This is a genomic window from Sphingomonas sp. NFR15 (genome assembly GCF_900103265.1).
GTDB classification, from domain to species: domain Bacteria; phylum Pseudomonadota; class Alphaproteobacteria; order Sphingomonadales; family Sphingomonadaceae; genus Sphingomonas; species Sphingomonas pollutisoli.
Genome location: NZ_FMWX01000001.1, coordinates 340,771 through 367,721, shown reverse-complemented (window position 1 = coordinate 367,721; position 26,951 = coordinate 340,771). Strand labels below are relative to the sequence as shown.

Sequence of the window (26,951 nt, the reverse complement as noted above, 5' to 3'; positions counted from 1 at the left end):
ATCAGACGCGCACCAGCGCATCGATCGCACCTTGCAGGATGTAGCTGGCGGCGAGCTTGTCGACTCGCTCGGCGCGCTTTGCGCGGCTGATGTCCTCGGCGATCATCTGCCGCTCCACTGCCTGGGTCGACCAGCGTTCGTCCCACAGCAGGATCGGCAGGCCGAGATCGGCGAGGTTGCGCGCGAAGGCACGGGTGCTTTGCGAACGCGGGCTTTCGGTGCCATCGAGGTTGATCGGCAGCCCGATCACGAGGCCGGTGACGTGCTGCTCGCCGATCATGGCGACGAGCGCGACCTTGTCGGCGGTGAACTTCGTGCGCCGGATCAGCAGCGCGGGAGACGCGAATGACCAGCCTGCGTCGCACAGAGCGGTGCCGATCGTCTTGGTGCCGACATCGAGCCCCAGCAGCCGGCCACCGGTCGGGAGCGCCTCGCGGAAGGCGACGGTTTCGGTGGTGATCATAAAAGAACCCGTTCGTGCTGAGCCTGCCGAAGCGCGTGCCCCGGAATACGTCCTTCGACAAGCTTAGGAGGAGCGGCTGACTGCGCCTGATACGCTGCCAACCGGCGCGCCGCATCGGCGCGGACGTTCGCCCAGAACAGGCCGTAATCGTAAACATGGTAGTTGTTGCCCGGCAACACGTATCCGCCCAACGGCGGCGGGGTGCCGATCATCAACAGGCCGCGCCCCGCGCAGCGCGCGCCGACTTGCCCGGCGCTGATGGAGGCGGAGCTAAGGTCGCTCGTCGGCAGCAGCGTGCCGAGATTGGCGGCGGCGGGCGCGGTGGCGTCGGGCGTGCCGGTGATCGGGTTGGTGCAGATCATCGCCGTGCCATTGCGGCGCGCGCCCGTGTAGCCGGTCGAGGCGTCGAACGTATCGAGGATCAGCGACGGGTCGGCCGGCTCGGCGAAGCTCTGCCACGATAGGATACAGCCGGGCTGATCTGCGCGGGTACATTCGGGCAGCCCCATCAGCGGCAGATCGGCGGTGCGGGACACCGGCCAACCGACGACATAGGCCGCGACGATCCGCTTCGCGAGCGGCGTGCCGGCAATCTTCTCATGCAGCAGCCGCGACAAATGCAGCCCGCCCTGGCTGTGGCCGGCGAGGATGATCGGCCGGTCGCCGGCTTCGCGCACGAACGCATCGAACGCGGCGACGACATCGCGATAAGCGAAGTCGAGCGCCTTTTGGGCATCGCCCTGAGACGTCAGGAAGGCGCCGAACGCGGCCTGTCGATAGCGCGGCGCCCAGACGGCGCCGACGCCGTTGAACGCGCTGGCTTGTCCTTTCAGGAAGATCGTCGCGCGCGCATTCGCCTCGGGATCGTCGAGCGGGGCGTTCCAATGGGTGCGCACGAGGTAAGACGTCGGGTGGATGAAGAACACCGCCGCGTGCGGCCGTGTGCCCGGCGTATAGCCCGGCGGCGTCCACAGGGCCGGGTTGCCGGCCTTGTCCGGCCGCGCGAGCCACATTTCAGCATCGTCATAGGATGGCGGCGGCGGCAGCGAGTCGACGCGGCCATCCGGCACCAGTGCCATCCGCATGAACAGCACCGGAAAGGCGTTGAGGGCGAAGCCGCCGGCCACCGTCAGCATGATGAGGACGGCGAAGGCGTACAGAAACTTTCGTGCCATCAGGCGGTGTCGTTCCATCGAGCGGGGCAGCGGAGCGCTGCGGCTGGCAAGGGGCCAAGGGTTGGCGCAAGGATGCGCGCGGCGCAATCGCCCGCGTAGAGGTTGATGGGTTCCGCTGGCGATGCTAGCCGCACGGCCATGTCAGTCGATATCGCCACCGTGAAGAAGATCGCGAGCCTCGCCCGCATCGCGATCACCGAGGAAGACGCCGCCCGGCTCGCGCCGGAGCTGGACAACATCATGGGCTGGATCGAGCAACTCGGCGAGGTCGATACCGCCGATGTCGCGCCGATGACCGCCGTGATCCCAAACCATCTGCGCCTGCGCGAAGATGTCGTGACCGATGGGAACGTGCGCGATCTCGTGCTGGCGAACGCGCCACAGGCGGAGCATGGGTTCTTCACTGTGCCCAAGGTGATCGAGTGACGGCGCTCTCCCGCGTCGCTCTAGCGAAAGCTGGGGTCTCGTGCCGCAGGGGCGCGCTCCGTTATGACCAGACCCCGGCTTTCGCCGGGGTGACGTATGTTGCCGGGAACTTCTTCGCATGACCGACCTTACCGATCTCGGCGTTGCCGCCATCCGCGACGGGGTACGCGCGGGCGGGTTTTCCGCGCGCGACGTCGCGGAGGCGTTCATCGCGCGGGTAAGCGCTGCCAAGCCGCTCAACGCTTTCCTCGTCGAAACCCCCGATCATGCGCTCGCCGCCGCCGACGCGACGGATGCCGCCAGAGCGGCGGGTGATACGCCCAAGCCTCTGGCCGGCGTGCCGATCGGCATGAAGGATCTGTTCTGCACCAAGGGCGTCCCCGCCACCGCCGCCAGTCTGATCCTGGACGGCTTCACGCCGACCTATGAGTCGACCGTCTCGGGCAAGTTGTTCGCGGCGGGCGCGGGGATGCTCGGCAAGCTCAACATGGACCAGTTCGCGATGGGCTCGTCGAACGAGACGAGTGCGTTCGGCAACGTCATCTCGCCGTGGAAGCGCAACGATGGCGGCAACGCCGCGCTGACGCCGGGCGGCTCGTCGGGTGGTTCTGCGGCGGCTGTCTCGGCGCGGCTGTGCCCGGGCGCGACCGGCACCGACACCGGCGGCTCGATCCGGCAGCCGGCTGCGTTCACCGGCATTGCGGGGATCAAGCCGACCTACGGCCGCTGCTCGCGCTGGGGCGTGGTGGCGTTTGCCTCCTCGCTCGATCAGGCCGGGCCGATGGCGCGCGACGTGCGCGACTGCGCGATCATGCTCGAGGCGATGACCGGTTTCGACCCCAAGGACGCGACCTCGCTCGATCTGCCGGTGCCGGCGTGGGAAGCGGGCCTGTCCGCCGATCTGCGCGGCAAGACCATCGGCATCCCGCGCGAGTATCGCGTCGAGGGCATGCCGCCCGAGATCGACGCGCTCTGGCAGCAGGGCATCGCCTGGATGAAGGACGCCGGCGCCGAGGTGATCGAAGTGTCGCTGCCGCACACCAGATACGCGCTCCCGGCCTATTACATCATCGCGCCCGCCGAGGCCTCGTCCAACCTCGCGCGCTATGACGGCGTGCGCTACGGGCTGCGCGATCTGCCCGAGGGCGCGAACCTGCAGGAAATGTACGCCGCGACTCGCGCCGCCGGCTTCGGCGACGAGGTGAAGCGCCGCATCATGATCGGCACCTATGTGCTGTCGGCGGGCTTCTACGACGCGTATTTCACCCAGGCCTCGAAGGTCCGCACCTTGATCGCGCGCGATTTCGAGCGGGCGTTCGAACAGTGCGATTACCTGCTCACGCCGACCGCGCCGTCGGCCGCGTTCGCGCTCGGCGAGAAGCAGGCCGATCCGATCGCGATGTATCTCAACGACGTGTTTACCGTACCGGCCTCGCTGGCCGGCCTACCCGCGATGAGCGTACCGGGCGGTCTCGACGCGCAGGGGCTGCCGCTCGGGTTGCAGATCATCGGCCGCCCGCTGGACGAGCAAGGTGTTCTGAACGCGGGCTTGGCGATCGAGCAGCGCGCGGGGTTCGTGGCGCGGCCGGAGGCGTGGTGGTAAGCGGCGAGTAGGCAGCCGCCGTGTCGATTTGGCCGGACCTGTTGGAACTGGCTGTGGATGTCGTCCAAATCGTCGCGGAACGGCTTCTGAAACGCCGTAATGACGCTCCTGCGCGTCGCCGAAATACGCCGCTGCCGCCACCTTGCCCGGTTAAGCGAGAACGCCACCCATTGTTCAGGCGAAGACGCCGATAGACAGGTATTACCTCTGGATGGTAATACTCGAGACATGGGCAAGCTGAGCAACCTCACGCAAAAGGGGCAAGTGACGATCCCGAAGGACGTCCGCGATGCGCTAGGTTTGAAGCCCGGCGAACCCGTCGAGTTCGACCGCAACACGGCGGGCGAAACGGTGATCCGCAAGCCGGTGGAGGATCGCGAAGCCAGGGTGCAGAAGATCATGGCGCGGATCGAGGCGACATCAGAGCGTTTCGCGCATCTGCGGGAGGGCAGGCCGACCGACGAGATCATGCGCGATATCCGCGGTGACGATCCGTTTCCGCCATGATGATGGCCGATACGAACGTGTTGATCGACATTCGCGAACGCGATCCCACCTGGCACCCCTGGTCGAAGCGCGCGCTGGCCATCGCGCAAATCGCCGATGATGTCGCGATCAGCGCAATCGTGTTCGGGGAACTTGCGGCCGGCGGGTCGAATGAAGCCGACATCGCGAGTTTCGTGGCCGATCTTGGCATCTCCATTAGCCCCGTGTCGCGGCGTGCTGCTTTTCAAGCCGGGCACGCGCAACGTGCGTATCGCGCTGCCGGTGGGGGTCGCGACAAGCTGCTCGCCGACTTTCTGATCGGCGCGCATGCCTTCGCCGAAGGTGCGACGCTGCTGACACGTGACCCGCGCCGATATCGTCGCTATTTCCCCGATCTACTTCTTGTGACACCCGAGACAGACCATGACTGAATCCACCTACACCATCACAGGCGAAACCGGCGATTGGGAGGTCGTGGTCGGCCTCGAAGTCCATGCGCAGGTCACGTCCAACGCCAAGCTGTTCTCGGGCGCGGCGACCGCGTTCGGGGCGGAGCCGAACACGCAGGTCAGCCTGGTCGACGCGGCGATGCCGGGGATGTTGCCGGTGCCCAACCGCGAGTGCATCCGCCAGGCGGTGCGCACCGGCATGGCGATCGATGCGCAGATCAACAAATGGTCGCGGTTCGATCGTAAGAATTACTTCTACGCCGATCTGCCGCAGGGCTATCAGATCAGCCAGCTTTACCACCCGATCGTGGGCGAGGGCTCGCTCGACATCAGCCTCGACGAGAAGAACCCGGAGGGCAGCGTCAAGACGATCGGGATCGAACGCATCCATGTCGAGCAGGATGCCGGCAAGCTGATGCACGATCAGCATCCGACTCGCTCCTATGTCGATCTCAACCGCTCGGGCGTGGCGCTGATGGAGATCGTCTCCAAGCCCGACATGCGCTCGCCGCAGGAGGCCGGCGCGTATCTCGCCAAGCTGCGCTCGATCCTGCGCTATGTCGGGTCGTGCGACGGCAATATGGACCAGGGCTCGATGCGCGCCGACGTCAACGTCTCGGTGCGCAAGCCCGGTGCGGAATTCGGCACGCGCACCGAGACCAAGAACGTCAACTCGGTGCGTTTCGTGATGGCGGTGGTCGAGCAGGAGGCCAAGCGACAGATCGAGGTGCTCGAAAGCGGCGGGCGCATCGTTCAGGAGACGCGGCTGTACGATCCCGATCGCAACCAGACGCGTTCGATGCGCTCGAAGGAAGATGCGCAGGATTACCGCTATTTCCCCGATCCCGATCTGCTCCCGCTCGAACTCGACGATGCGTTCCTCGAGGAATGCCGCGCGAGCCTGCCGGAACTGCCCGACGCCAAGCGTAAGCGCTATGAGGCGGGCGGTATCACCCCGTATCAGGCGGCGGTGCTGACCGCAGAAGTCGAGGCGGCGCGCTGGTTCGATGCGCTGCTGGAGGCTGGCGCCAAGCCGGTAGCGGCGGCGAACTGGACGACATCGGAGCTGTTCGGCGCGCTCAATCGCACCGGCAAGAGCATCGAGGAGTCGCCGGTCAGCCCGGCGCAGGCGGCGGAACTGCTCGCTCTGGTGGCGGACGGCACGCTGTCGGGTACGCTCGCCAAGCAGGTGTTCGAGATCATGCTCGAAACCGGGCAGGGCGCGGGCGCGATCGTCGAGGAACGCGGTCTCAAGCAGACCAGCGACACCGGCGCGATCGAGGCGGTGATCGCCGACGTGCTCGCCAAGAATGCCGACAAGGTCGCGCAGTATAAGGGCGGCAAGGAGGCGCTGTTCGGTTTCTTCGTCGGGCAGACGATGAAGGCGATGGGCGGCAAGGCCAACCCGCAGGTCGTCAACGAACTGCTCAGGACGGCGCTGGCATGATCCGGCGGCTGGTCGTGGCCGGACTGCTGGCGGCGCTTGCGCTGCCGGCGGCCGCGCAAACCAGCCCCGCGCCGCTCGCGACGCCTGCGCCCGCCCTGCCGCGCGTCGCGCTGGAGACGAGCGCGGGGCGGATCGTGATCGAACTGGAGACGGTCAAGGCACCGGTCACCGCCGCCAATTTCCTGCGTTACGTCGATCAGAAGAAGCTCGATGGTGTCGTGTTCTACCGAGACGTCAAGGTCGCCGATCGCTTCGGCTTCATCCAGTTCGGCACCGACGGCGACGCCAAGCGCACGCTGCCGCCGATCAAGCACGAACCGACCAGCGAAACCGGGCTCCATCATACCGACGGCACGATCTCGGTCGCGCGGCTGGGCTTGGGCACCGCGCGCGGCGACTTCACGATCAGCGTCGGCGATCAGACCGCCTCGCTCGATGCCGGCCACGGCCAACCCGAGGACGGTCAGGGCTATGCCGCGTTCGGCCATGTCGTCGAGGGGATGGACGTGGTGGTGAAGATCCTCGACGCGCCGGTCTCGCTCACGGCGACCCGGCGCGGCGCGTTTCAGGGGCAGGTGCCCGAGGCGCCGGTCACAGTGGTGAGCGCGCGGCGCGTGAAGGACTGACCCCGCCCGTTGCCCTGATCGTCGCCGCACCCTAAACCCGTGCGATTGTATTTGCGGGGGTGAAGGTTGGCGGTTGAACGACCAAAGGGCTGGCGGCTGTTCGTCGCGGCGCTCAGGACACGAAAATCGGCGTCGATGCTGGCGCTGGGCTTCTCCTCGGGGTTGCCGTTCGCGCTGCTGATCGGCACGCTCAACGCGTGGCTGGGCGAGGTCGGCATCACGCTCGCGACGATCGGCGTGCTGTCGTGGATCGGGCTGGCGACCGCGTTCAAATTCCTGTGGTCGCCGCTGGTCGATCGGCTGCGGCTGCCGCTGCTCGGGCGGCTCGGGCGGCGCAAGAGCTGGATCGTGCTATGCCAGTCGATCATCATCATCGCGTTGCTCGGGCTGGTGACGACCGATCCGACCACGAATATCGCCCGTTTCGCGGCATTCGCCTTCCTCGGCGCGGTCGCGTTCGCGACGCAGGACATCGCGATCGACGGCTGGCGGATCGACGTTGCCGACGAGACGACTCCGGTCGAACTGCTCTCGGCGATCAACCAGCTCGGCTACCGGGTGGCGAGCATCGTCGGCGGCGCGATCGCACTCTACATGGCCTCACGTATGTCGTGGCCGACGGTCTATCTCGTCATGGCCGGGATCATGGCGGTGATGCTCCTCCTCGCGCTCGCCGCGCCCGATACGCAGCGCGCCTCGAATGCGGTGGTGGACGCGCTCGCGGACGCGGGCGAAGTGAAGCCGGGGCTGCGCGCGATCGCGCTGCTGATCGTCGGTGCGAGCTGGACGTGGGCGATCGTGTCGCTGGTGAGCTTCATGGTTTCGATGCTGGCCGAGCCGACGCCCGGTGTGCCGCGTCCGTCGCCCGCCGATTTCCTCAAGTTCTACGGCCCCGCGATCGTCGTCGCGACGGTGCTGGTGCCGCTTGGCGTCGCGGGCTGGGTCAATTGGCTCAAAGCGCGTGGGCATGGCGTGCAGGCTAAGGCGGATGTCACGCATTCGCCGCTGCGGACGGTTGCGAACCACCTCTACGGCGCGCTGATCGCCCCGCTCGCCGATCTCGCCGAGCGGCTCGGCTGGGGCGTGTTGATCGTGATCGGGCTGATCCTGACCTATGCGCTCTGCTACAACGTGTGGGCATCGTTCGCCTATCCGTTCTACCTCGATTTCCTGCACTACACGAAGGACGAGGTGGCATTCGCCTCCAAGGTGTTCGGTATCATCATGACGATCCTCGGCACTGCGCTCGGCGGGTTCCTGTTCGTCAAGGTGGGCCGCTTCCCTACCGTTCTGGTCGGCGCGATCCTGCCGATCTTCGGTAACTTCCTCTATGCCGATCTCGCCGATGGCTCGCCCCACATCGACATGGTGCTGGGCGCGCTCCAACTCAATCATCTCGCGGTCGCGCTCGGCAGCGACGAGCGGATGGCGCGGCTGCTGCTGGCGATCTGCTACGAGAACGTTTCGACCGGGCTCGCGCTCGCGGCGTTCGTTGCGTACCTCTCAAGCATCGTCAGCAAGAAGTTCGCCGCCGTGCAATATGCGGTGCTGTCTTCGCTGACCTTCCTGATCGGCTCGCTCGGGCGCGGCCTCGCCGGCGAGATGTTCGACAAACTCGGCTATGCGACGGTGTTCCGCTATGTCGCGGCGGTCGGGTTGCTGGCGATCGTGTTCGTGCTGCTCGAATGGTGGCGTGCCTCGCGAGTCGCACGCGCGGCTGAAGTCGGGGGGACGGGGGAGGCCGCGTGACTGGCTGGCCGCCCCTCCTGTACATCGCGGGTGCCAGCATCGGCGTGCGTGCGGTGTTCTGGGTTATCGGGCGCTGGCTGGGGCCGAAGCCGGTTTCGCCGCACATCGCTCCACCAACGCCGAGCCGGACCATACCACCCAGACCACCTCTCGGAGATTATCGCGTGTGAGCGGCCGCCTCCGCCGCGGCGAGCACGGCTGAATGCGGCGGGAAGTCGCCGAAGTTCACCCCCGCCCGATCGGACGCCCCGCATCCGCGAACGCCGCCGCCACCGATGCGGTGCTCGCAAGCACGCCCTCCGGGCGACGCATGCCGAGCAGGTCGGCGAGCAGCAGCGCCGCCGCCGCCGGTTCGCGTTCGACGCGGGCGACCACGGTGAGCATCGCCGCCTCGGCGTGGGTGATGCGTGCGAAGCAGCACGGCGCGATCGCGATGGTCGCGCCGGTATGGGTGGCGATGTCGTCCATCAGCGCGCGCATCAGCATCAGGGGGCGGCGATAGGCGGTGCCGAACGCCCGCAGCATCGCGTGCGCCGCGACAGCATCGTTCAGCCCATGCGCGCCCATTCGGCGGAAGGCGAAAAGGAACAGCCGTGCATGGTCGCAATCCGGCATGTCTTGAAGCGTCAGCGCGGTGGTCGGGGCGATCGTCATCAACTGCTCTCCTGCGATGAGGAGAGATTGATGCTTCAGCTATTGCAAGTCAATCGCAATTAAGTCGGGCGCTCGTCGTTCGCATTCAGCACGTCGCCGGCAAGATACAGCGAGCCGAGAACCAGCACGATCGGAGGCTCCGCCGGGTCGGCGATCCGCGTGATATCGGCGAGTGCGCCAGGAACATCCCCGGCGGTATGCGCGGCGATGCCGAGTGAACGCGCCGCCGCAGCGAGCGTGGCGGGGGCGTGATGCTCGTGATCGGAGACGGGCACCGCATAGACGGTGGTCGCGAGGGATGCGAAAGGGGCGAGCAGCCCGGTGACATCCTTGTTCGCGAGCATGCCGAGCACGAGATGTACCTCGGCGCGTCCGGTACCGGGATGCGCCAGCGTCTCCAGGGTCGTCGCGATCGCGCCCGCCGCCGCCGGATTATGCCCGCCGTCGAGCCAGAGTTGGCTCCCCGGCGGCAGCAAATCGACGAGCGGCCCTGGCGCGAGACGCTGCATCCGCGCTGGCCACGCGGTATCGCATGCCGCCGCGCGATAGGCTTGCGTGGGGATGTCGAGCGCGCGCTGGTGGCGCAGCATCGCGGTCGCGAGCGCGAGATTGCCTGGCTGGTGCGGCCCGGCCATGCGCGGCAGCGGCAAAGTGAGAACGCCGGCCGCGTCCTCGTAGCGAAGCTGGTCGCCGACGCTGTAGCGCCAGTCTCGGCCGAGCGCGATCACCGGTGCATGGGCACGCGCGGCGGCGTGCTCGATTCGCTCGGTCACGCTCGGCGCATACGCCATCGTCACGAGCGGTACCCCACGTTTGGCGATGCCTGCCTTCTCGCCGGCGATATCCTCGGCAGTGTTCCCGAGGAACGCCTGATGATCGATACCGAGCTGCGCGATGCCGGTGACGGCGGGGGCGGGGATGACGTTGGTCGCGTCGAGCCGACCGCCCAGGCCCACCTCGATGATGCACGCGTCCGCCGGCGCGCGCGCGAAGGCGAGGAAGGCGGCGGCGGTCGTCACCTCGAAGAAGCTCGCGCCGATGCCGTCGGCTCCCTCTCCGGCCGCGTCGAGCACCTCGGACAGCAATACGGCGAGCGCTTCGTCCTCGATCAGCCACCCGGCGATGCGAATACGTTCATTGAAGCGCACGAGGTGCGGACTGGTGTAGACATGCACGCTGAGGCCCGCCGCCTCGATCGCCGAGCGCAGGAACGCGCAGGTCGAGCCCTTGCCATTAGTACCGGCGACGTGGAGGACCGGCGGCAACCGCATATGCGGGTCGCCGAGCCGCGCGAGCAGGGCGGTGATCCGCTCCAGCCCCAGGACGTCCGCACCCGGCGACAGCGCCCATAGCCGGTCGAGTTGGGCCTGTACGGCAGGCGCGGAGGAACTGGCGTGATCGGGCATATAGACGACCTGACGCCCTCTCCCACGGGGAAGAGGGCTTCCCTATGCCTAAGCTGCGGCCTTAGCGCCGAGGAAATCGACCACGCTCGCGAGCGTCGCGCGCAAATCCCTGCGGTGCTTGACCATGTCGAGCATGCCGTGTTCGAGCAGATATTCGGCGCGCTGGAAGCCTTCGGGCAGTTTCTCGCGGATGGTCTGTTCGATCACGCGCTGGCCTGCGAAGCCGATCAGCGCGCCTGGCTCGGCGATCTGGACGTCCCCCAGCATCGCGTAGCTCGCGGTCACGCCGCCCGTCGTGGGGTCGGTCAGCACCGCGATATAGGGCAGGCCGGCATCGTGGAGCATCTGGATTGCCACGGTCGAGCGCGGCATCTGCATCAGGCTGAGGATGCCCTCCTGCATGCGCGCGCCGCCGGCGGCGGTGAAGATGATGTACGGGCAGTTCTCGGCGATCGCGGCCTCGACGCCGCGCACGAACGCCTCGCCGACGGCGAGCCCCATCGATCCGCCCATGAAGGCGAAATCCTGCACGCCGACGACGACCTTGAGGCCCTCGATCCGCCCCTTCGCGGTGGCGAGAGCGTCGACCTCGTCGGTCGCGGTGCGCGCCGCCTTAAGGCGATCGGTATAGCGCTTGGTATCCCGGAACTTGAGAGGGTCTTCCGGCACCTTGGGGATCGGCAGCACGGTATAGCCGGGATCGAGCGTATATTCGAAGCGTAGCGCGGGGCCGATCCGCTCATGAAAATCGCAGTGCGGGCAGACGTGGAGGTTCTCCTCCAGTTCCTTGACGAACACCATCTGCCCGCATCCCTTGCACTTGTGCCAGAGATTGTCGGTGCTCGTGTCTTCCTTCTTGGGGACGACGAGCGAGAGTGCGTTACGGACGTTGCTGAGCCAACTCATGCGGCGATTTCCTGACGGGCCGACGCGATGGCGGCGGCGAGGGAAGCGATATAGGCGCGTACCGGCTCTGGCGCATCAACGCCGTGCTGGCCGACCAGTTCGACGATCGCCGAGCCGACCACGACACCATCGGCGACGCGCGCGACGGCGGCGGCCTGTTCGGGGGTGCGGATGCCGAACCCGACCGCGACGGGCAGGTCGGTCGCGGCCTTGAGCCGGGCGACCGCCTGTTCGATCGAGGCCTGGGCGGCCTGCTGCTTGCCGGTGATGCCCGCGACCGAGACGTAATAAAGGAAGCCCGATGCGCCATCCAGCACCTGCGGAAGCCGTGCCGAATCGGTGGTGGGGGTGGCGAGGCGGATGAGGTCGATCCCGGCGGCGCGCAACGCCGGGCCGAGTTCGGCATCCTCCTCGGGCGGAATATCCACGCAGATGACGCCGCTTACGCCAGCATCGGCGGCGGTTGCCGCGAACCATTCGGGCCCGCGCACCGTCATCGGATTGGCATAGCCCATCAGCACCAGCGGCACGTTGGGGTGCCGTGCGCGAAAACGCTTGGCGATGGCGAACACGTCGGCGGTCTTGGTGCCGGCGGCGAAGCTGCGCAGGTTGGCGGATTGGATCGCCGCGCCATCCGCCATCGGATCGGTAAAGGGCATGCCCAGCTCGATCACGTCGGCCCCGCCCGCGACGAGCGCGTCGAGAATGGCCGGGGTGGCGGCAGGCGAAGGATCGCCTGCGGTGACGAAGGCGACGAGCGCGGGGCGCCCTTGAGCAAAGGCGGCGGAGAGGATGCTCATCGACGCCCCCCCGATTGCGCGACGATCTGCGAGACAGCACCGACGATCGCGCCAGTCGCGAGCGCTTCGCCGATGCGCGGAACGCGGAGGCTCCAGTTGGCGAACGCCAGACCATATTGGTTGAGTTCGCGAACGAGAGCGGCGGCGACGGCGCCGACGATGATCCCGGTAAGAAGGTTCCGCACACTGATCATATCGCCACCCCCAGCGCTTCCGCGACGGTGAAGATGTCCTTGTCGCCACGCCCGCACAGATTGGCGAGGATGATCTGATCCTGCCGCATCTCTCGCGCGCGCGTCGTCACGGCGGCGATGGCGTGGCTCGGCTCGAGTGCGGGGATGATCCCTTCGGTGCGGCACAACAACTGGAACGCGTCGAGCGCGTCTGCATCGGTGGCGGAGGTGTATTCGACACGGCCGATCGAATGCAGCCAGCTATGTTCGGGGCCGATGCCCGGATAGTCGAGTCCCGCCGAGATCGAGTGCGCCTCGGTGATCTGGCCGTCCTCGTCCTGGAGCAAATAGGTCTTGTTGCCGTGGAGGATGCCGGGCGCGCCACCGGCGAGGCTGGCGGCATGCTCCTTGTCGAGCCCGCGCCCGGCCGCCTCGACGCCGAGCATCATCACGTCGCCATCATCGAGGAACGGGTGGAACAGCCCGATCGCGTTCGATCCGCCGCCGATCGCAGCGACGAGCAGGTCGGGCAGACGGCCGATGCGCGCGAGCATCTGCGCGCGCGCTTCCTTGCCGATCACGCTCTGAAAATCGCGAACCAACTCGGGATAGGGATGGGGGCCGGCGGCGGTGCCGATGATGTAGAAGGTGTCGTGAACGTTCGCGACCCAGTCCCGCAACCCCTCGTTCATCGCGTCCTTGAGCGAGGCAGAGCCGGTCGTCACCGGCCGCACTTCGGCGCCCAGAAGCTTCATGCGAAACACGTTGGGCGCCTGTCGCGCGATGTCCTTGGCGCCCATGTAGATCACGCAGGGCAGGCCGAAGCGCGCGCAGACGGTGGCGGTCGCCACGCCATGCTGGCCCGCCCCGGTTTCGGCGATGATGCGCGTCTTGCCCATCCGCATCGCGAGCAGGATCTGGCCGATGCAATTGTTGATCTTGTGCGCGCCGGTATGGTTGAGTTCGTCGCGCTTGAACCAGACCTGCGCGCCAAAGCCTTCCGGCGCCGACTCGCGCAGCGTATCGGTAAGCCGTTCGGCGTAATAGAGCGGGCTGGGACGGCCGACATAATGTTCGAGCAGGTCGTCGAACTGTGTCTGGAATGCCGGATCGGCCTTGGCGTCCCGATAGGCGACGTCGAGTTCGAGGATCAGCGGCATCAGCGTCTCGGCCACGTAGCGGCCGCCGAAATCGCCGAAATGCCCGCGATCGTCAGGCTGGGTGCGGAAGGAGTTGGGGGCGTTCATAGATGCGACGCCTTAAAGCGGGGCGGCCGCGCTGTCACGCCCCACACCGTCGCCCCGGCGCAGGCCGGGGCCGTTGTGTATCGGGCGATCGATCCGCCCTAGGCAGCAGCGGCCCCGGCCTGCGCCGGGGCGACGGTCATGCCGACTTTACCGCCTCCAGAAACGCGGCGATCTTGGTCACGTCCTTTACCCCCGGCGCGCTTTCCACGCCCGACGATACATCGACCAGCGCCGCGCCGGTGCGCGCAATCGCCGCGCCCACGTTGAGCGGATCGAGACCGCCCGACAGCGCCCAGGGCAGCGGATGACGGAAACCATCGAGCAGGTTCCAGTCGAACCGCACACCCATTCCGCCGGGCAGCGTCGCGCTGGGCGGTGTCTTGGCGTCGTAGAGGATGCGGTCGGCCGCGCCGGCGAAGCTGGCGGCACCATTGAGGTCGGCTCTGGTGCGTACGGCCACGGCAGCCCAGATCTCGCGCCCGGTTTTCGCGCGGATCGCGGCGGCGCGGGCAGGGCTGGTGTTGTGAAGTTGAAGCGCGTTGAGCCGCCCGGCGTCGATCACCGCGTCGATCAGCGCATCGTCGGGATCGACGAACACGCCGACCCGCGCGACATGCCCCGGCACGCGCGCCGCGAGTTGCGCCGCCAGATCGCGCGACAGGTTGCGCGGCGAGGGTGCGAAGAACACGAAGCCGACATGGCTCGCGCCGCCGGCGACGGCAGCGTCGAGCGTGGCCGGCGTGGACAGGCCGCAAATCTTGGCGGTGGTGGGCATGGCCGGCCCATTCCGCACTTTCGCGGCGCTGTCCATCCTCGGCGCCGCGCTTTCACGAATGTTGTTCCCCTATCGTTCCGTTCTGGCTAACGTGGTCGCATGGCAAAACCTCAGAAACGCTACGTCTGCCAATCCTGCGGCTCGGTCTCGCATCGCTGGGCGGGGCAGTGCGGTGATTGCAGCGAATGGAACACGCTGGTCGAGGAAGCGGGTGCGGTGGTCACGCCGTTCCAGGCCAAGCACAACCTGCAAGGTGGCGGCCGGTTCATCATGCTGTCGGGCCTCGACGCTGAGGTCGAACTGCCCGAGCGGATGGCGAGCGGCATAGCCGAGTTCGATCGCGCGCTCGGTGGTGGCTTCGTCGAAGGCTCGGCGACGCTGATCGGCGGCGATCCCGGTATCGGCAAATCGACCCTGCTGCTCCAGGCGGCGGCGAAGATGGCGCTCGCCGGCAAGAGCGTCGCCTACGTCTCGGGCGAGGAAGCGGCCGATCAGGTGCGGCTGCGCGCGCGGCGGCTCGGGCTTGGCGCCGCGCCGGTGCAACTCGCCTCCGCCACCTCGACACGGGACATCCTGACGACGCTGTCGCAAGGCACGCCCCCCGATCTGCTGGTGATCGATTCGATTCAGACGATGCATTCGGACCTGATCGAAGGCGCGCCCGGCACGGTCAGCCAGGTGCGGGCGTCGGCGCAGGAATTGATCCGCTTCGCCAAGGAACGCGGCACGGCCGTCGTGCTGGTCGGCCATGTCACCAAGGATGGCAGCATCGCCGGCCCGCGCGTGCTCGAGCATATGGTCGATACCGTGCTGAGCTTCGAGGGCGAGCGCAGCCATCAATATCGTATCCTGCGCGCGATCAAGAATCGCTTCGGCGGCACCGACGAGATCGGCGTGTTCGCGATGGTCGCCGAGGGGCTGACCGAGATTTCCAACCCATCGGCGCTGTTCCTTACCCAGCGCGACGAAGGCGTGACCGGCACCACCGTCTTCCCCGCGCTCGAAGGCACGCGCCCCGTGCTGGTCGAGATCCAGGCGCTGGTGGTCCGGCTCGCGAGCGGTGCGACGCCGCGCCGCGCGGTAGTCGGATGGGACAGCGGACGGCTGGCGATGATCCTCGCCGTGCTGGAGGCGCGGTGCGGGCTCAGCTTTTCGGCCTGCGAAGTCTATCTCAACATCGCCGGCGGCTACCGCGTCGCCGATCCCGCCGCCGATCTCGCGGTGGCGGCGGCGCTGGTTTCCGCGCTGTCCGAGCGGCCCGTGGCGGTGGACGCGGTCGCGTTCGGCGAGATCGCGCTGTCAGGAGAGGTCCGCCCGGTCGCGCACGGGCCGCTACGCATGAAGGAAGCCGCCAAACTCGGTTTCGAACGCGCGCTGGTGCCGGCGGCGAGCACGAGCGAGAAAACCACATTGTCGCTCACCGGATTCCGGACGCTCGGCCAGTTGGTCGAGCATATGCTCGGGCGTTGACATATGACGGCCCGTATCCCGCGAAGTCGCGGGACGGCGCGGAGCACTTGCGTTGCGACGTCGAGCGGCTGGCTTGCCAGCCGACCTAAGCATTCGACATGGACGGATGCTTGTGGGCGACGCGTGATGTCCTGAGACGCGACGGACAGGGTGAACTATGCGAACACCACACTCGACATGCACCGCCTCGTCATCGTAAGCGCGCGCCGATGGGACTGACCGCGCTCGACATCATCGTTCTTCTCGCCATCGGCGGCGCCGCCGTGCTGGGGCTGGTGCGCGGCTTCGTGACCGAGGTGCTGTCGCTGTTCGCGTGGGTGGCGATCGTGTTCGCGGTCAAGCTGTTCCATGTCCCCGTGGCGCACGCGCTGACCGGCATCGTCGGCACGGTGACGGGCGCGGCGGTGCTCGCCTTCGCGATCCTCGCCGGCGTCACCTATTTCGGCGGGCGGCTGGTCGCGCGATCGATCGGTGGGCGTATCCGCGATTCGGTCGTGGGCCCGCTCGATCGCGCGCTCGGCTTTGGCTTCGGCGCGCTCAAGGGGCTCATCCTGACGAGCCTCGCCTTCCTGCTCGTCGTGCTGATGACGGATACTGTGCATGGCGGCCCGGCGCACCGGCCCGACTGGCTGACGACCTCGAAGACCTATCCCTTGCTCAACGCGACCAGCGCGGGCATCGCCGATTTCGTCGATCGCCGCCGCAAGGGGCTGCCGGTGTTCGGCCAGACAACGCCGTTTGCCACCGAGCGGGCGGCGGATCGTACCGACTGACGCTGCTCGGGAAAGGACGTGCCGACCATGACTGCGACCGCCCCCACCATCCTCATCGCCGGCGCCTCGCGCGGCCTCGGCCACGGCATCGCGAGCGCCTATGTGGCGCGCGGTTGGAACGTGATCGGCACCGTCCGCTCGGACGCGCGCACCCCGTTGCACGACCTCGCCGACGCGCATCCTGGCCGCGTCACCATCGAGACGCTCGACATCGACGTGCCCGACCAGATCGCCGCGCTGCGGGAACGCCTGTCCGGCGCCACGCTCGAAATGCTGTTCGTCAACGCGGGCACCACCACCCGCGACGAGCATGTCCGCGGCGGCATGGTGAGCACCGAGGAGTTCACCCGCGTGATGGTGACCAACGCACTCGGTCCGATGCGCGTCGTCGAGGCGTTCGCGGATCTCGTTCCCGCAACCGGCCTGATCGGCGTCATGTCGTCGGGGCAGGGCAGCATCGCCAACAACGAGACGGGGCTGCGCGAGGTGTACCGCGCCAGCAAAGCGGCACTCAACATGCTGATGCGCAGCTTCGCCGCGCGTCAGCCGGAGCCGAAGCGCGCGATGCTGTTGCTCGCACCGGGCTGGATCAGGACCGATCTCGGCGGCCCCGACGCCCCGTTCACGCTGGAGGAGAGCGTGCCGGTGCTGGTCGATCTTCTGCTGGCGGCACGCGGCATGCCGGGCCTGCGCTACCTCGATCGGTTCGGACAGACCGTGCCGTGGTGAGGAAGGGCGCGAAAATCGTTGCGATGGCGGCATTGTTCCCGGCGGCGGGGTGACGGGCGCCCGATCCGGCCTTACATCGGCCATATGACCGCACCGCTCTACAATACCGAGATTCTCCGCCTCGCCGCGACCATCCCGTATCAGGAGCGGCTCGCCGATCCGATGGCATCGTCCGAAAAGCGCTCGCCGATCTGCGGCAGCCGCGTGACGGTCGATGTCAATACCGATGCCCAAGGCCGCGTCAGCCAGGTCGGCATGCTGGTGCGGGCTTGCGCGCTGGGGCAGGCGTCCTCGTCGCTGTTGGCCGCGAATGTGATCGGCCGTTCTCCGGACGAACTAGCGACCGCGCGCGACGCGCTCGCCGCGTGGCTCGCGGGTTCAGGCCCAGTGCCGGACTGGCCGGGCATTGACATCTTCACTCCGGCGCTGCCGCACAGCGCGCGCCATCCCTCGATCCGGCTCGCGTTCGAAGCGGCGGCGGAAGCGGCAGCGGCGGCGTCGCTGCAGCGCGCGGCATGACGGAGAGCCTGCTCGGCGCCGGCGCCGTGCTCGGCGGCTTCGGGCTGCTGTTCGTGCTGATCTTCCGCCGGCTCGGGCTGGGTGCGACGCTGGGCTATCTCGTCGCGGGCGCGGTGGTCGGCCCGCAGGTGCTGGGGCTGGTCGGCGATGCCGAACAGAAGATCGGCGTGGCCGAACTCGGCATCACGTTGCTGCTGTTCATCGTCGGGCTCGAGCTCAATCCCGCGCGGCTGTGGAGCTTGCGTAAGGAGATTTTCGGATTCGGCGTGCTTCAGGTCGTGCTCTGCGGTCTGGCGGTGACCGGCGTGGTCTGGGCGTTCGCGGGCTTCTCGATCGCTTCGGCGATCGCGCTCGGCCTGCCGCTGGCGCTGTCCTCGACCGCACAGGTGCTGCCGATGCTGCAATCCGCCGGGCGGTTGCGCACCCCGTTCGGCGAGCGCGCCTTCTCGATCCTGCTGTTCCAGGATCTGTCGATCGTCCCGCTCATCACGATCGTCACCGTGCTGTCGCGCAACCCGGCGGATGCGCAGGGGCCGCCTGGCTGGCAATTGTTCCTCTATACCGTTCTCGCGATCGTCGGGCTGGTGCTCGCCGGGCGCTTCCTGATGCGGCCGATGTTCCGTGCGATCGGCAATCTCGGCGAGCGCGAGATGTTCGTGTTCGCGGCGCTGTTCACCGTCGTCGCGGCGGCGGCGATCATGGAGGCGCTCGGGCTGTCGACCGCGCTCGGCGCGTTCGTCGCCGGCGTGATGCTCGCGGACAGCCCCTATCGCCACGAGATCGAAAGCGATGTCGAACCGTTCCGGTCTGTGCTGCTCGGGCTGTTCTTCGTCGCGGTCGGCATGATGCTCGATCTCCACGCGATCGCCGCGCGCCCGCTGTTCGTGATGGGGATGGCGGCGGCACTGATCGTCACCAAGACCGCGATCATCATGGCGATCGGCCTGCTGTTCCGCATGACCTGGCGGCAGGCGTTCGCGCTCGGGCTGTTGCTGAGCCAGGGCGGCGAGTTCGGCTTCGTGCTGTTCGCACAGGCGCAGAACGCCTGGCTGATCAAGCCCGAAGCGGCGAGCCTGTTCGGCGCGATCGTCACGCTGTCGATGGCGACGACGCCGTTCCTGATGGCGCTGACCCAGCGGCTGCGCACCGAGCCGATCGTCGCCACCGGCGAGCGCGAGGGGCCGCGCGCCGACGGCGCGAACGCGCTGATCGTCGGCTACGGGCGTTTCGGCCAGACGGTCGCGCAGATGCTGATCGCGCAGGGCATTCCGGTCACGCTGATCGACACCGACATCGAGATGATCGACATCGCCAGCGAATTTGGCGCCAAGGTCTATTATGGCGACGGCACCCGGCTCGACCTGCTCCGCCAGGCGGGCGCGAGCGAGGCCGAGCTCATCATGTTCTGCATCGACAAGGATCAGGTCACGGCCGATCTGGTCGAGGCGGTTCACACCGCTTTCCCCAAGGCCGGCATCTTCGTGCGCGCTTATGATCGGCGTTCGCTCATCAAGCTCAAGGGTAGCCCGGCGACGGCAGTGGTGCGCGAGGTGCTCGAATCGGCGGTGAAGATGGCGCGGCTCGCGATGGCCAGCCTCGAAATCGACAACGAGGAGATCAACCGCAGCGAGGCGCATTACCGCGCGCGCGACAAGGAACGACTCAAGGCGCAGCTCGAGACCGGCGATTTCCGCACGCAGGAAGCGCGGATGCTGGTGCAGGATGCGCGTGAGGAATTGCGGGAGGGCGGCTGATGAACTGGCTGGTGGCGGCGGCAGCGCTCTCGGGCGCGCTCGCGGTTGGCGCGGGTGCGTTCGGCGCGCACGGCGCGAGCGGGCAGGCGCAGTCGTGGCTCAAGACGGGCGGCGAGTATCAATTGATCCACGCGGTCGCGGCATTGGTCGCGGCGCAGATCGGCGCGCGCGGGCCGGGCTGGCTGTTCGTCGCCGGCGCGTTCGTGTTCGCGGGCACGCTGTACCTGATGGCGCTCGGGCTGCCACGATGGCTGGGCGCTATCACGCCGGTCGGCGGCGTGCTGTTGATCGCGGCATGGGTCTGGCTCGCGTGGAGCGCGGCGCGGTAGGAAAGGCGAGCTCGAAGCGCGAGCGACATCGGTAAATCACAGCCGTTCGTGCCGAGCGAAGTCGAGGCATCTGTGCTCCGGGCCTGCCCCTCGACTGCGCTCGGGACGAATGGAATTTAGCCGGTACGCTCGTGATCTGCGCGTCTGGTCCAAAACCCAACCGTTCGCACTGAGCGAAGTCGAAGTGCGTGCCACAAGCGTCCCGCTCCGGGCACGTGCCTCGACTACGCTCGGCACGAACGGATAAGGGGTCTATCCTGCCGGCTTCCTGTCCAGCAGCCGCACGATCGCCGAGAAATCCAGGCCGCCGTTTCCCGCATCCGCGAATCGCTGGTACAGGTCAGCCGCCCGCGCGCCCATCGGCGTATCGGCGCCCACCGACGCCGCCGCTTCCATCGCCAGCTTCAAGTCCTTGAGCATCAGTGCGGTCGCGAAGCCGCCCTGATAGCCGCGATCGGCCGGCGTCTCGGGGCCGACGCCCGGCCACGGCGCATAGCTCGTCAGCGACCAGCTTTGCCCCGAGCTGACGCTGGCGATCTCGAAAAATTTCTGCGGATCGAGGCCGAGCTTGTCGGCGAGCAGGAACGCCTCGCAGGTCGCGATCATCTCCGCGCCGAGCACCATGTTGTTGCAAATCTTGGCCGATTGCCCTGCGCCGCTCGCCCCGGCATGGATCACCGCCTTGCCCATCTGCGCCAGATACGGTTGCGCGCGCGCGAACGCATCCTCGCTGCCGCCGACCATGAAGGTCAGCGTGCCCGCATTCGCCGCCGCGATCCCGCCGGAGACGGGCGCGTCGACCATCGCGAACCCTCGGGCGGCGGCACTTTCCCCGACGCGCTTGGCGGTGGCGACGTCGATCGTCGAGCAATCGATCAGCAGCGCGCTTTGCGGCGCGGCGGCGAACACGCTCTCGCCATACACCGTCTCGACGTGCCGCCCGGCGGGCAGCATTGTCACCACTGCGTCGGCGCCCTCGCACGCTTCGGCCGCGCTGGCGAGGGGTACGCACCCCGCCGCCTTTGCGCGATCAAGCGCTTCCGAGGAGAGATCGAACGCCCGCACCTGGTGGCCGTGCTTCGCGAGATTCGCGGCCATGCCGCCGCCCATGTTGCCGAGGCCGATGAAGCCGATGCGTGCCATGTCTCTCTCCTAAAGTGTGCTCACACCAGTCCGTTCGCACTGAGCGCAGTCGAAGTGCGTGCCCCAAACGGCACGCTTGCGACATGTCCTTCGACTTCGCTCAGGACGAACGCGGAGTGGTTAGCGCCCCACCCAAACGGCCGGTCGTTTCTCCACAAAGGCGGTCATGCCCTCGCGCTTGTCCTCGGTCGCGGCGAGAAGCTGGAACAGCCGGCGTTCGCTATGGATGCCCTGCGCCAGTCCGCTTTCGAACGCGAGGTTGACCATTTCCTTGTTCACCATCGCCGCGAGCGGCGGCATGGCGGCGATCGTCGCGGCGGTCTTGAGCGCGTCGGCGAGCAGATCGGTGGCAGGCACGATCCGCGCGACCAGCCCGGAACGCTCCGCTTCGACCGCGTCCATCATCCGCCCGGTCAGGCACATCTCCATCGCCTTGGCCTTGCCGACCGCGCGCGTGAGCCGCTGCGAGCCGCCCATGCCCGGCGCGACGCCGAGCTTGATCTCGGGCTGGCCGAACTTCGCGGTGTCCGAGGCGAGGATGAAATCGGCCATCATCGCCAATTCGCAGCCGCCGCCGAGCGCGAAGCCGTTGACCGCCGCGATCCAGGGTTTGCGCGTGCCGACCACGCCGCTCTGCCAGCCGGAGAAAAAATCCTGCAGGAAGAAGTCTGCGGCGGGCTTGTCGACCATCTCCTTGATGTCGGCGCCAGCCGCGAACGCCTTCTCGCCGCTGCCGGTCAGCACCGCGCAGCGCTGGCCCGGATCGGCGTCGAACGCCGCGAAGGCGTCGATCAGGTCGGCCAACACCTCGGTGTTGAGCGCGTTGAGCGCCTGCGGCCGGTTGAGCGTGATGAGCGTGACGGCATCGTGCCGTTCGACAAGGATGTTCTGATAGGTCATTGCGGTGTCCAGGCCTCATGTGCGGGGAGGGGGGCGAAGATCGCATCGATCGTGGTGTCGCTCACGCCCTCGGGCGTCGCCGGGTTCCAGCGCGGCGCGTTGTCCTTGTCGATGATCAGCGCGCGGACGCCCTCGAGGAAGTCGGGCAATTGCGCGACGCGTGCGGCGACCGCATATTCCTGCCGCATCTCGTCGGCGAAATCGGTCACCGCTGTGCCCTCGGCGAGCAGCCGCAGCGACACCTTCATCGCCTGCGAAGACTTGCTGGCGAGCGTCGCACGCTGCGCCGCCGCCCATTCGCCCGGATCGGCCTCGAGCGCGGCCAGCACGTCCTCCAGCCGGTTGGATGCGAACAGCCGGTCGATCTCGTCGCGGTGCGCGAGGATCGCTGCGTCGGGGGCGGTTGTGCTCGCATCGTCTAGGATCGATGCGATGGCCTGCGGCGTCGCGGTGATCGCGGCCTTGACGCCATCGAGCGCGGCGGCAGCAACGAAATGCGTGGCGAGGCCCAGCGCGAGGCATTCCGCGCCGTCCAGCCGATAGCCGGTCAGCGCGATATACTGGCCAAGCCGCCCGGGCAGCCGCGACAGATACCAGCCACCGCCGACATCGGGGAACAGGCCGATGCCGGTCTCGGGCATCGCGAATTTGGTGTTCTCGGTCGCGACCCGGAACCGCGCCGGCTGCGAGATGCCAACCCCGCCGCCCATCGTGATCCCGTCCATGAACGCGACGATCGGCTTGGGATAGGTGAACAGCCGGTGATTGAGTTGGTATTCGACGCGGAAGAACGCGCGCGCGGCCGAACCGTCACCAGCGCCGCTCTCGGCGATCATGCGGATATCCCCGCCCGCGCAGAATCCGCGCCCCTCGGCATGGTCGATCAGCACCGCCTCGATCGCCGGATCGCGTTCGGTGGCGTCGAGAGCGTCGAGCATCGCCGCGCACATGCCGGTGCTGAGCGCATGGATCGCTTTGGGTCGGTTGAGCCGGATGCGCAGAACGGCGCCATCTGAAAAGGTGAGGACGTCCATCAAAACCCTCCCCGGAACGAGGGGGGCCAGCCGAAGGCTGGTGCAGGGGGGCTTCCCCAAGCGATACCGTGGGTGGAAGCCCCCCTCCGTCGCGCTACGCGCGCCACCTCTCCGTGCCGGAGAGGAACACGCCACACCCTCATTTCAGCAAATCCCGCCCGACGATCATCCGCATCACCTGGTTGGTGCCCTCCAGGATCGAATGCACCCGCAAGTCCCGCCAGAAGCGCTCGATCGGATAGTCCATCAGATAGCCGTAGCCGCCGTGCAGTTGCAGCGCGCGATCGGCCACCGCCGATCCCGTATCCGTTGCGAGCCGCTTCGCCATCGCCGCGAACCGAGTCTTGTCCGGCGCACCGTCGCTCACCTTCGCCGCCGCCATGTAGAGCAATGCGCGCGCCGCCTCCAGGTCGGTCGCCATGTCGGCGAGCGTGAACTGGGTGTTCTGGAACTCGGCGATCGCCTTGCCGAACTGCTTGCGATCCTTGGTGTACGTCACGGCCTCATCGAGACAGCGCTGCGCGCCGCCCAGCGAACATGCGCCGATATTGAGCCGCCCGCCATCCAGCCCGCTCATCGCGATCTTGAAACCTTCGCCCTCCGCGCCGAGCAGATTTTCCGCCGGCACGCGCACGCCGTCGAGGATCAGTTGCGCGGTCGGCTGCGAATGCCAGCCGAGCTTGCGCTCCTGCGCGCCGAAGCTGACGCCGGGCATGTCCTTCTCGATGACGAGGCACGAAATGCCCTTGGGGCCATCCTCGCCGGTGCGGACCATCACCGCATAGACTTCGTTCTCCCCCGCGCCCGAAATGAACTGCTTGGTCCCGGTCACGACATACGAGTCGCCGTCGCGCACCGCGCGCGTCTTGAGCGCCGCCGCATCCGATCCCGAACCCGGCTCGGTCAGGCAATAGCTGGCAATCCGCGCCATGCCGACCAGATCGGGCAAATACTTCGCCTTCACCTCGGCGCCGCCGTAGGTGTCGATCATCCACGACGCCATGTTGTGGATGCTGATGAACGCCGAGGTCGAGGGGCAGCCATAGGCCATCGCCTCCATGATCAGCGCCGCCTCCAGCCGCCCGAGCGCGATGCCACCGCTCGCCTCGGAGACGTAGATCGCCCCGAAGCCAAGCTCCGCCGCCGCGCGGATCGTGTCGCGCGGGAAGATGTGCTTCTCGTCCCACTCCGCCGCGAACGGCGTGATGCGATCGGCGGTGAAGCGCCGGGCGAGCTCCTGGATCTCGCGCTGGTCGTCGGTCAGGTCGAACTGGTTCATACTTACCCCATCGTCGGAATGACGAAGGCGTTCGCCGTATCGCCAACCCCGCCATCGGGCCAGCGCTGCGTGACCGTCTTGACCTTGGTCCAGAACTTCACGCCCTCCATGCCGTGCTGGTTGGTGTCGCCGAACGCCGAGCGCTTCCAGCCGCCAAAGGTGTGGTAGGCGACCGGCACCGGGATCGGCACGTTGATGCCGACCATGCCGACGTTGACTCGCGCGGCGAATTCGCGCGCGGCATGGCCGTTGCGGGTGAAGATCGCGACGCCGTTGCCGTACTGATGCTCGCTCGGCAGCCGCACCGCATGTTCGAAATCCTGAGCGCGGACGATCTGGAGGACCGGGCCGAAAATCTCCTCCTTGTACGCGCTCATGCTGGTGGTGACGTGGTCGAACAGCGTCGGCCCGACGAAGAAGCCGCCTTCATGGCCTTGCAGTTCGAAGCCGCGCCCGTCGACCACCAGTTCGGCGCCCTCGTCGACGCCGGTCTGAATCCAGTCCTCGATCCGCTTCTTGTGGATCGCGGTGACGACCGGGCCGTAATGCGCGTCGCTGTCGGTCGAGACGCCGACACGCAGGTTCTCGATCGCGGGAATCAATTTCTCGCGCAGCGCGATGGCGGTCTTCTCGCCGACCGGCACCACGACCGGCAGCGCCATGCAGCGCTCGCCCGCCGAGCCGAACGCCGCGCCCGACAGATCGGCGACGACCTGATCGAGATCGGCATCTGGCATGACGATGCCGTGGTTCTTCGCCCCGCCCATCGCCTGCACGCGTTTCCCCGCCGCGACGCCGCGCGAATAGACGTAGTGCGCGATGTCCGACGAGCCGACGAAGCTCACCGCGCTGATCGCCTGATGGTCTAGGATCGCATCGACCATCTCCTTGTCGCCGTGGACGACCTGCAAGATGCCCTCGGGCAGCCCCGCTTCAAGGAACAGTTCGCCGAGCCGCACCGGCACCGACGGGTCGCGCTCGGACGGCTTGAGGATGAAGGCGTTGCCGGTCGCGATCGCCACGCCCGACATCCACAATGGGATCATGCCGGGGAAGTTGAACGGGGTGATGCCCGCGCCGATGCCGAGCGGCTGCCGCATCGAATAGACGTCGATGCCGGGGCCGGCGCCCTGGGTATATTCGCCTTTCAGGACATGCGGAATGCCGCAGCAGAACTCGATCACCTCGAGCCCGCGCTGGATGTCGCCCTTGGCGTCGGCGATCACCTTGCCGTGTTCGGAGGAGAGCAGATGCGCCAGCGCTTCCATGTTCTTCTCGACCAAAGCCTTGAAGTTGAACATCACGCGTGCGCGGCGCTGCGGGTTGGTCGCGGCCCAGCCCGGCTGCGCTTTCTGCGCGGCGGCAACCGCGCGGTCGAGATCGGCCTGCGTGCCGAGCGCGACGCGCGCCTGCACCGCGCCAGTGTTCGGATTGAACACGTCGCCGGTCCGCGCCGATGCGCCGGCAGCGCCGCCGACGATGAGATGGTCGATGTCGCGGATCGCACTTGCCATGCCGATACTCTCCTTGGACGCGTTCTGTGTCGCGCGCTTTTTCGGCGCACGGGGCTGCAAAAGCAACGGGTGGACTTGCAAAGCGAAGCTGCAATATTGCAGCTCGATGAACTGGGACGACATGCGCTTCTTCCTCGCCGTCACCCACACGGGGCAGATCGCGCGCGCCGCCGTCCAGCTCGGCGTCGATGCCACGACGGTCACGCGGCGGATCCGCCGGCTCGAACAGGCGCTCGGCCACACGCTGTTCGAACAGCGCCGCGACGGGCAGCACTTGACCGAAATGGGCGAGCGGCTCGCCGCCAAGGCTGATGCGCTCGAGCGCGCGATGTCCGACGTGACCGAACAGGGCGCGCATCCGCTCGAAGGCGTGGTCCGGGTCAGCGCGTCGGAAGGGTTCGGCACGTGGTTCGTCGCGCCACGGCTCGGCGGGTTCAGCGCGGCCTATCCACGGCTGAACGTCGATCTGGTCGCGAACAGCGGCTTCCTCAGCCCGTCGCGGCGCGAGACCGACATTGCGATCGTGCTCGCGCGCCCGCGCAAAGGCCCGCTCGTCTCGCGGCGGCTGACCGATTATGCGCTGCGCCTCTACGCATCACGTGCCTATGTCGAGGGCGCGCCGATCGCCTCGAAGGCGGCGCTGCGCACGCATCCGCTGATCGGCTACATTCCCGATTTCCTCTACGCGCCCGAACTCGACTATCTCGAAGAGATCGATCCGCAATTGAGCCCGCGGCTGCGCTCGTCGAGCATCAACGCGCAGCATCGCATGGCGGCCGCCGGGGCGGGCGTGGCGGTGCTGCCCTGCTTCATCGGCGATACCGACCCCAACCTCGTCCGCGTGCTCGACGAGGTGCGAATCACCCGGTCGTTCTGGCTCGCCACCCATCGCGACGTGCTCGCGCTGCCGCGCACCCGCGCCTTTGTCGACTGGCTCGTCGGCGCGGCTACCGCCGATCGCGACGTGTTGCTCGGTCTCTGACGCGGTGGTTTGTTCAACTCCGTTCGTGCTGAGTAGGGATCGAGTAGCCCGCAGGGCGTATCGAGATCGCGTATCGAAGCACCGGGAGCCGCTCGCTGCTGTGCTTCGATACGGGCTCTCGATACGGCGCAAGCGCCTAC

At 67.5% G+C, this 26,951-nt stretch carries 28 protein-coding genes; 14 read left to right on the top strand and 14 right to left on the bottom strand.

What is annotated here, in order from left to right; genetic code table 11:
* Position 1 precedes the first annotated feature (1 nt).
* Positions 2-463: a Holliday junction resolvase RuvX gene (gene ruvX, locus BLS81_RS01670; protein WP_093219898.1), complete on the bottom strand. Its 462-nt coding sequence runs from the start codon at positions 461-463 to the stop codon at positions 2-4.
* Entirely contained in the window at positions 460-1,638 is a 1,179-nt protein-coding gene (locus tag BLS81_RS01665) for a DUF3089 domain-containing protein (RefSeq protein WP_093219896.1), read from the bottom strand. The genes ruvX and BLS81_RS01665 overlap by 4 nt, the downstream gene beginning before the upstream one ends.
* Before the next feature lie 138 nt (positions 1,639-1,776).
* Here BLS81_RS01665 and gatC point away from each other — a divergent pair, with 138 nt between their 5' ends.
* The 7 genes from gatC (at position 1,777) to BLS81_RS01630 (ending at position 8,424) form a co-directional block, all read left to right on the top strand.
* Positions 1,777-2,064, top strand: a complete 288-nt coding sequence (gene gatC, locus BLS81_RS01660) for an Asp-tRNA(Asn)/Glu-tRNA(Gln) amidotransferase subunit GatC (RefSeq protein ID WP_093219894.1) — start codon at positions 1,777-1,779, stop codon at positions 2,062-2,064.
* A 118-nt stretch (positions 2,065-2,182) separates the two neighbouring features.
* Positions 2,183-3,667 carry an Asp-tRNA(Asn)/Glu-tRNA(Gln) amidotransferase subunit GatA gene (gene gatA / locus BLS81_RS01655; protein WP_093219891.1) on the top strand — a complete coding sequence of 495 codons (1,485 nt, stop codon included), beginning with the start codon at positions 2,183-2,185 and terminating at the stop codon, positions 3,665-3,667.
* Between the two features lie 99 nt (positions 3,668-3,766).
* A complete protein-coding gene (locus tag BLS81_RS01650; RefSeq protein WP_256326019.1) occupies positions 3,767-4,174 on the top strand; it encodes an AbrB/MazE/SpoVT family DNA-binding domain-containing protein in 408 nt (135 codons plus the stop codon).
* Between the two features lie 2 nt (positions 4,175-4,176).
* Positions 4,177-4,584 carry a type II toxin-antitoxin system VapC family toxin gene (locus BLS81_RS01645; RefSeq protein WP_176786977.1) on the top strand — a complete coding sequence of 136 codons (408 nt, stop codon included), beginning with the start codon at positions 4,177-4,179 and terminating at the stop codon, positions 4,582-4,584.
* The gene (gene gatB, locus BLS81_RS01640; protein ID WP_093219883.1) at positions 4,577-6,049 is read left to right on the top strand and encodes an Asp-tRNA(Asn)/Glu-tRNA(Gln) amidotransferase subunit GatB; all 1,473 of its coding nucleotides are present in this window, start codon (positions 4,577-4,579) and stop codon (positions 6,047-6,049) included. The genes BLS81_RS01645 and gatB overlap by 8 nt, the downstream gene beginning before the upstream one ends.
* The gene (locus tag BLS81_RS01635) at positions 6,046-6,675 is read left to right on the top strand and encodes a peptidylprolyl isomerase (RefSeq protein WP_093219881.1); all 630 of its coding nucleotides are present in this window, start codon (positions 6,046-6,048) and stop codon (positions 6,673-6,675) included. Before gatB ends, BLS81_RS01635 begins: the two co-directional genes overlap by 4 nt.
* Before the next feature lie 135 nt (positions 6,676-6,810).
* Positions 6,811-8,424: an AmpG family muropeptide MFS transporter gene (locus BLS81_RS01630; RefSeq protein WP_093221693.1), complete on the top strand. Its 1,614-nt coding sequence runs from the start codon at positions 6,811-6,813 to the stop codon at positions 8,422-8,424.
* Positions 8,425-8,649: 225 nt separating this feature from the next.
* Here the strand turns inward: BLS81_RS01630 and BLS81_RS01625 are convergent, their stop codons facing one another.
* From BLS81_RS01625 to BLS81_RS01595, 7 genes are all read right to left on the bottom strand, one after another.
* The gene (locus BLS81_RS01625) at positions 8,650-9,078 is read right to left on the bottom strand and encodes a DUF6628 family protein (RefSeq protein ID WP_093219878.1); all 429 of its coding nucleotides are present in this window, start codon (positions 9,076-9,078) and stop codon (positions 8,650-8,652) included.
* Positions 9,079-9,137: 59 nt separating this feature from the next.
* Positions 9,138-10,484 carry a bifunctional folylpolyglutamate synthase/dihydrofolate synthase gene (locus BLS81_RS01620; RefSeq protein ID WP_093219876.1) on the bottom strand — a complete coding sequence of 449 codons (1,347 nt, stop codon included), beginning with the start codon at positions 10,482-10,484 and terminating at the stop codon, positions 9,138-9,140.
* A gap of 48 nt (positions 10,485-10,532) precedes the next feature.
* Positions 10,533-11,390 (bottom strand): acetyl-CoA carboxylase, carboxyltransferase subunit beta, encoded by an 858-nt coding sequence (gene accD, locus BLS81_RS01615; RefSeq protein ID WP_093219873.1) that lies wholly within the window; start codon positions 11,388-11,390, stop codon positions 10,533-10,535.
* Positions 11,387-12,190 carry a tryptophan synthase subunit alpha gene (gene trpA, locus BLS81_RS01610; RefSeq protein WP_093219870.1) on the bottom strand — a complete coding sequence of 268 codons (804 nt, stop codon included), beginning with the start codon at positions 12,188-12,190 and terminating at the stop codon, positions 11,387-11,389. The genes accD and trpA overlap by 4 nt, the downstream gene beginning before the upstream one ends.
* Positions 12,187-12,375: a hypothetical protein gene (locus tag BLS81_RS01605; RefSeq protein ID WP_143023266.1), complete on the bottom strand. Its 189-nt coding sequence runs from the start codon at positions 12,373-12,375 to the stop codon at positions 12,187-12,189. Before BLS81_RS01605 ends, trpA begins: the two co-directional genes overlap by 4 nt.
* A gap of 5 nt (positions 12,376-12,380) precedes the next feature.
* Positions 12,381-13,610 (bottom strand): tryptophan synthase subunit beta, encoded by a 1,230-nt coding sequence (gene trpB / locus BLS81_RS01600; protein ID WP_093219865.1) that lies wholly within the window; start codon positions 13,608-13,610, stop codon positions 12,381-12,383.
* A gap of 136 nt (positions 13,611-13,746) precedes the next feature.
* Positions 13,747-14,385 carry a phosphoribosylanthranilate isomerase gene (locus tag BLS81_RS01595; RefSeq protein WP_093221690.1) on the bottom strand — a complete coding sequence of 213 codons (639 nt, stop codon included), beginning with the start codon at positions 14,383-14,385 and terminating at the stop codon, positions 13,747-13,749.
* Positions 14,386-14,484: 99 nt separating this feature from the next.
* On the opposite strand from BLS81_RS01595, the gene radA reads away from it, so the two are divergent.
* From radA to BLS81_RS01565, 6 genes are all read left to right on the top strand, one after another.
* Entirely contained in the window at positions 14,485-15,855 is a 1,371-nt protein-coding gene (radA, locus tag BLS81_RS01590) for a DNA repair protein RadA (RefSeq protein ID WP_093219863.1), read from the top strand.
* 209 nt (positions 15,856-16,064) lie between these two features.
* Positions 16,065-16,628, top strand: coding sequence for a CvpA family protein (locus BLS81_RS01585; RefSeq protein WP_093219860.1), 564 nt, complete (start codon positions 16,065-16,067; stop codon positions 16,626-16,628).
* A 27-nt stretch (positions 16,629-16,655) separates the two neighbouring features.
* Positions 16,656-17,357, top strand: a complete 702-nt coding sequence (locus tag BLS81_RS01580; protein ID WP_093221688.1) for an SDR family NAD(P)-dependent oxidoreductase — start codon at positions 16,656-16,658, stop codon at positions 17,355-17,357.
* 84 nt (positions 17,358-17,441) lie between these two features.
* Positions 17,442-17,876 (top strand): iron-sulfur cluster assembly scaffold protein, encoded by a 435-nt coding sequence (locus BLS81_RS01575; protein ID WP_093219857.1) that lies wholly within the window; start codon positions 17,442-17,444, stop codon positions 17,874-17,876.
* Positions 17,873-19,630 carry a cation:proton antiporter domain-containing protein gene (locus tag BLS81_RS01570; RefSeq protein ID WP_093219856.1) on the top strand — a complete coding sequence of 586 codons (1,758 nt, stop codon included), beginning with the start codon at positions 17,873-17,875 and terminating at the stop codon, positions 19,628-19,630. Before BLS81_RS01575 ends, BLS81_RS01570 begins: the two co-directional genes overlap by 4 nt.
* Entirely contained in the window at positions 19,630-19,959 is a 330-nt protein-coding gene (locus BLS81_RS01565) for a DUF423 domain-containing protein (protein ID WP_093219853.1), read from the top strand. Before BLS81_RS01570 ends, BLS81_RS01565 begins: the two co-directional genes overlap by 1 nt.
* Before the next feature lie 252 nt (positions 19,960-20,211).
* On the opposite strand, the gene mmsB is transcribed toward BLS81_RS01565, so the two are convergent.
* The 5 genes from mmsB to BLS81_RS01540 form a co-directional block, all read right to left on the bottom strand.
* Complete coding sequence (mmsB, locus tag BLS81_RS01560) at positions 20,212-21,102, bottom strand: 3-hydroxyisobutyrate dehydrogenase (protein WP_093219851.1); 891 nt, start codon at positions 21,100-21,102, stop codon at positions 20,212-20,214.
* Positions 21,103-21,222: 120 nt separating this feature from the next.
* Positions 21,223-22,002: an enoyl-CoA hydratase-related protein gene (locus BLS81_RS01555; RefSeq protein WP_093219849.1), complete on the bottom strand. Its 780-nt coding sequence runs from the start codon at positions 22,000-22,002 to the stop codon at positions 21,223-21,225.
* Complete coding sequence (locus BLS81_RS01550) at positions 21,999-23,036, bottom strand: enoyl-CoA hydratase/isomerase family protein (protein WP_093219847.1); 1,038 nt, start codon at positions 23,034-23,036, stop codon at positions 21,999-22,001. The genes BLS81_RS01555 and BLS81_RS01550 overlap by 4 nt, the downstream gene beginning before the upstream one ends.
* Positions 23,037-23,175: 139 nt before the next feature.
* Positions 23,176-24,315: an acyl-CoA dehydrogenase family protein gene (locus tag BLS81_RS01545; RefSeq protein ID WP_093219844.1), complete on the bottom strand. Its 1,140-nt coding sequence runs from the start codon at positions 24,313-24,315 to the stop codon at positions 23,176-23,178.
* 2 nt (positions 24,316-24,317) lie between these two features.
* Positions 24,318-25,817: a CoA-acylating methylmalonate-semialdehyde dehydrogenase gene (locus tag BLS81_RS01540; protein ID WP_093221686.1), complete on the bottom strand. Its 1,500-nt coding sequence runs from the start codon at positions 25,815-25,817 to the stop codon at positions 24,318-24,320.
* A gap of 118 nt (positions 25,818-25,935) precedes the next feature.
* Between BLS81_RS01540 and BLS81_RS01535 the strand changes: the two genes are divergently transcribed.
* Complete coding sequence (locus BLS81_RS01535) at positions 25,936-26,811, top strand: LysR family transcriptional regulator (RefSeq protein ID WP_093219842.1); 876 nt, start codon at positions 25,936-25,938, stop codon at positions 26,809-26,811.
* The last annotated feature ends 140 nt before the right edge of the window (positions 26,812-26,951 follow it).

Coding starts and splice junctions, on each gene's coding strand:
- ruvX (WP_093219898.1), bottom strand. CDS start 463: ATGATCACCACCGAAACCGTCGCCTTCCGCGAGGCGCTCCCGACCGGT.
- BLS81_RS01665 (WP_093219896.1), bottom strand. CDS start 1,638: ATGGCACGAAAGTTTCTGTACGCCTTCGCCGTCCTCATCATGCTGACG.
- gatC (WP_093219894.1), top strand. CDS start 1,777: ATGTCAGTCGATATCGCCACCGTGAAGAAGATCGCGAGCCTCGCCCGC.
- gatA (WP_093219891.1), top strand. CDS start 2,183: ATGACCGACCTTACCGATCTCGGCGTTGCCGCCATCCGCGACGGGGTA.
- BLS81_RS01650 (WP_256326019.1), top strand. CDS start 3,767: ATGACGCTCCTGCGCGTCGCCGAAATACGCCGCTGCCGCCACCTTGCC.
- BLS81_RS01645 (WP_176786977.1), top strand. CDS start 4,177: ATGGCCGATACGAACGTGTTGATCGACATTCGCGAACGCGATCCCACC.
- gatB (WP_093219883.1), top strand. CDS start 4,577: ATGACTGAATCCACCTACACCATCACAGGCGAAACCGGCGATTGGGAG.
- BLS81_RS01635 (WP_093219881.1), top strand. CDS start 6,046: ATGATCCGGCGGCTGGTCGTGGCCGGACTGCTGGCGGCGCTTGCGCTG.
- BLS81_RS01630 (WP_093221693.1), top strand. CDS start 6,811: ATGCTGGCGCTGGGCTTCTCCTCGGGGTTGCCGTTCGCGCTGCTGATC.
- BLS81_RS01625 (WP_093219878.1), bottom strand. CDS start 9,078: ATGACGATCGCCCCGACCACCGCGCTGACGCTTCAAGACATGCCGGAT.
- BLS81_RS01620 (WP_093219876.1), bottom strand. CDS start 10,484: ATGCCCGATCACGCCAGTTCCTCCGCGCCTGCCGTACAGGCCCAACTC.
- accD (WP_093219873.1), bottom strand. CDS start 11,390: ATGAGTTGGCTCAGCAACGTCCGTAACGCACTCTCGCTCGTCGTCCCC.
- trpA (WP_093219870.1), bottom strand. CDS start 12,190: ATGAGCATCCTCTCCGCCGCCTTTGCTCAAGGGCGCCCCGCGCTCGTC.
- trpB (WP_093219865.1), bottom strand. CDS start 13,610: ATGAACGCCCCCAACTCCTTCCGCACCCAGCCTGACGATCGCGGGCAT.
- BLS81_RS01595 (WP_093221690.1), bottom strand. CDS start 14,385: ATGCCCACCACCGCCAAGATTTGCGGCCTGTCCACGCCGGCCACGCTC.
- radA (WP_093219863.1), top strand. CDS start 14,485: ATGGCAAAACCTCAGAAACGCTACGTCTGCCAATCCTGCGGCTCGGTC.
- BLS81_RS01585 (WP_093219860.1), top strand. CDS start 16,065: ATGGGACTGACCGCGCTCGACATCATCGTTCTTCTCGCCATCGGCGGC.
- BLS81_RS01580 (WP_093221688.1), top strand. CDS start 16,656: ATGACTGCGACCGCCCCCACCATCCTCATCGCCGGCGCCTCGCGCGGC.
- BLS81_RS01575 (WP_093219857.1), top strand. CDS start 17,442: ATGACCGCACCGCTCTACAATACCGAGATTCTCCGCCTCGCCGCGACC.
- BLS81_RS01570 (WP_093219856.1), top strand. CDS start 17,873: ATGACGGAGAGCCTGCTCGGCGCCGGCGCCGTGCTCGGCGGCTTCGGG.
- BLS81_RS01565 (WP_093219853.1), top strand. CDS start 19,630: ATGAACTGGCTGGTGGCGGCGGCAGCGCTCTCGGGCGCGCTCGCGGTT.
- mmsB (WP_093219851.1), bottom strand. CDS start 21,102: ATGGCACGCATCGGCTTCATCGGCCTCGGCAACATGGGCGGCGGCATG.
- BLS81_RS01555 (WP_093219849.1), bottom strand. CDS start 22,002: ATGACCTATCAGAACATCCTTGTCGAACGGCACGATGCCGTCACGCTC.
- BLS81_RS01550 (WP_093219847.1), bottom strand. CDS start 23,036: ATGGACGTCCTCACCTTTTCAGATGGCGCCGTTCTGCGCATCCGGCTC.
- BLS81_RS01545 (WP_093219844.1), bottom strand. CDS start 24,315: ATGAACCAGTTCGACCTGACCGACGACCAGCGCGAGATCCAGGAGCTC.
- BLS81_RS01535 (WP_093219842.1), top strand. CDS start 25,936: ATGAACTGGGACGACATGCGCTTCTTCCTCGCCGTCACCCACACGGGG.